Here is a 2,743-nt window from a genome sequence, read left to right on the forward strand (position 1 = left end):
ATGAACAGCCACAGGGCCAGGTCGGCGAGGAGGGCGCGGCTGCGGGGGCGGCGGAGTGCCGCGGTGAAGCGGCCGAGGCCGGTGCGGGTGGGTGCGGCGTTCACGTGCGTCACGGTACGGGGAGCCGCCGCCGGGCACACCTGACGAAAGTGGGGGGTGGCCGGGGACGATCGTGCACTGCTCGCCGCCTGGCGCGCTCCGTAGCTTCCGGGGCATGAACGAGGCGATAGTGCATGCCGTCGAGGGGTTCGTGAGCACGCCGTGGGTGTACGTGGCGCTGTTCGGGATCGCGATGCTGGACGGGTTCTTCCCCGTGGTGCCGAGCGAGACGTTGGTGATCACACTGGGGGTGTTCGCCGCGGCGCAGGGGGACCCGGCGCTGTTCTGGGTGATCGTGGTGGCGGCGCTCGGCGCGTTCGCCGGCGACCACGTCTCGTACCTGATCGGACGGCGCTCGGGGGCACGGCTGACGGCGCGGCTGACGGAGGGGGGCCGCACCTGGCGGGCGTACGAGCGGGTGGGGCGGATGCTGGCCGAGCGGGGCGGTCTCGTCCTGGTGGCGGCGCGCTACATCCCGGGCGGCCGGACGGCGGCCACACTCACCACCGGCGCGACGGGTTTTCCGCGCCGGTCCTTCACGCGGTACGACGCCGTGGCGGTGGTGAGCTGGGCCTGCTACTCGGCCGGGCTGGGGTATGTGGGCGGGGCCGCGTTCGAGGAGACACCGCTGTACGGGGTGGCGCTCGGGCTGGCGCTGGCCTTCACGATCACGCTGGTGCACGAGGGCGTGCGCGGTCTGCGGGCGCGCGCCGGTTGCCAGGCCCGGTGCTGGCGCACTCTGCGCACTGGGGCGCTTCCCGGCCGGAGGCCCAGGGAGCGGACTGTTCACGCTCCGCGGGGCGGGCAGCGCCCCGAAGGGGCGCGGGGAACTGCGCGACCAGCCACAACGGACGCGCAGTCCGCAGGCGACGTACAGGTGGCACCCCCTTTCGGGCCCGCCGTCAGCCCCCGAGCTCGCGGCTGCGGTCGCGGGCGGCCTCGATGGCGTCGATGAAGGCGGCGCGGACGCGGTGGTTTTCCAGCTCGCGGATGGCGTTGATCGTCGTACCGCCGGGCGAGGTGACGTTCTCGCGCAGGGTGACGGGGTGTTCGCCGCTGTCGCGGAGCATGGTGGCGGCGCCGACCGCGGCCTGGACGATCAGCTCGTGCGCCTTGTCGCGGGGCAGGCCGAGCTGGATGCCGGCGTCGGTCATGGCCTCGACGAGGAAGAAGAAGTAGGCGGGGCCCGAGCCGGAGAGCGCGGTGGCGGCGTCCTGCTGGCTCTCGGGGAGGCGGAGGGTCTTGCCGACGCCGCCGAAGATCTCGTCGGTGAGGGCGAGATGCGCCTCGGTGGCGTGGGTGCCGGGCGAGATGACGGACATGGCCTCGTCGACGAGGGCGGGGGTGTTGGCCATGACGCGGACGACGGGGGTGCCTTCGGCGAGGCGCTCTTCGAGGGAGCGGGTGGTGATGCCGGCGGCGCCGCTGATGACCAGCCGGTCGGCGGGCACGTGGGGGGCCAGCTCGTCCACGAGCGCGGCCATGTCCTGGGGTTTGGGGGTGAGGATGAGGGTGTCCGCGCCCTTGGCGGCCTCGGCGTTGGTGACGGGCTCGACGCCGTAGCGCTCCCGCAGTTCGGCCGCGCGTTCGGGGCGCCGTGTGGTGACGAGGAGGCGGGAGGGCGACCAGCCGCCTCGGAGCATGCCGGAGAGCAGGGCCTCTCCGATCTTGCCGGTGCCGAGGACCGCGACTTTCTGGGTGGTCATGGAGTGCTTCACCTCGTGCCTCGTTGTGCCTGGTCGTACCGGGTTGTGCCGCGTTGCGGGGACGTGTCCTCCCACCGGGGAGGCCGGGACGCCGGAGACGCCGTCCCGCCGGGGACGCCTTCCCGCCGGGTCCCGCCGGGTCCCGCCCATCCTCGCACCGGGGCGGCTCACGCCGTGCGGCGGCGGAGGGTGGCGGCGCCGAGGGCGAGGACCAGGAGCGCGCTGCCCGCGACGATGCCGATGTCGCGGACGAAGTCGCCGGTGGCCTCGGTGTGGTGCAGGACCTCGGTCATGCCGTCGACGGCGTAGGACATGGGCAGCACGTTGGAGATCGCCTCCAGGACGGGCTGCATGCTGCCGCGGGGCGCGAACAGGCCGCACAGCAGGATCTGCGGAAAGATCATCGCGGGCATGAACTGGACGACCTGGAACTCGGAGGCGGCGAAGGCCGAGACGAACAGCCCGAGTGCGGTGCCCAGAAGCGCGTCGAGCAGGGCGATGAGGAGCAGCAGCCAGGGAGAGCCCGCGATGTCCAGGTCCAGGAACCAGATGGCGACGCCGGTCGCGAGCGCCGCCTGGACGATGGCCAGCAGGCCGAAGGCGAGTGCGTAGCCGACGATCAGATCAGCCTTGCCCAACGGCATGGACAGCAGGCGCTCCAGGGTGCCGGAGGTGCGTTCGCGCAGGGTGGCGATGGAGGTGACCAGGAACATCGTCACGAGCGGGAAGATGCCCAGCAGGGAGGCGCCGATGCTGTCGAAGGCGCGGCGGTCGGCGTCGAAGACGTAGTACAGCAGGACGAGCAGCAGGATCGGAACGAGCAGCAGCAGCGCGATCGTGCGGGGGTCGTGGCCGAGTTGGCGCAGGACGCGGCGCGCGGTGGCGAGCGTGCGGGAGGCGTTCATGGTGTCCCTCGCGGTCGTCGGTGGGGGGCGGGC

3 protein-coding genes are annotated in these 2,743 nt (G+C 72.8%); 1 reads left to right on the forward strand and 2 read right to left on the reverse strand.

Annotation, left to right across the window (positions count from 1 at the left end; all coding sequences use genetic code 11):
• The first annotated feature begins 214 nt into the window (after positions 1-214).
• Entirely contained in the window at positions 215-1,054 is an 840-nt protein-coding gene (locus tag AB8Z75_RS33990) for a DedA family protein (protein ID WP_369208852.1), read from the forward strand.
• Here the strand turns inward: AB8Z75_RS33990 and proC are convergent.
• Positions 1,002-1,805, reverse strand: a complete 804-nt coding sequence (proC, locus tag AB8Z75_RS33995; RefSeq protein ID WP_369208854.1) for a pyrroline-5-carboxylate reductase — start codon at positions 1,803-1,805, stop codon at positions 1,002-1,004. The two genes, AB8Z75_RS33990 and proC, sit on opposite strands and share 53 nt — an antisense overlap.
• A gap of 167 nt (positions 1,806-1,972) precedes the next feature.
• Positions 1,973-2,710 (reverse strand): ABC transporter permease, encoded by a 738-nt coding sequence (locus AB8Z75_RS34000; protein ID WP_369208856.1) that lies wholly within the window; start codon positions 2,708-2,710, stop codon positions 1,973-1,975.
• Between the last annotated feature and the right edge of the window lie 33 nt (positions 2,711-2,743).

Source organism: Streptomyces sp. PU-14G (genome assembly GCF_041028275.1).
Taxonomy (GTDB): Bacteria; Actinomycetota; Actinomycetes; order Streptomycetales; family Streptomycetaceae; genus Streptomyces.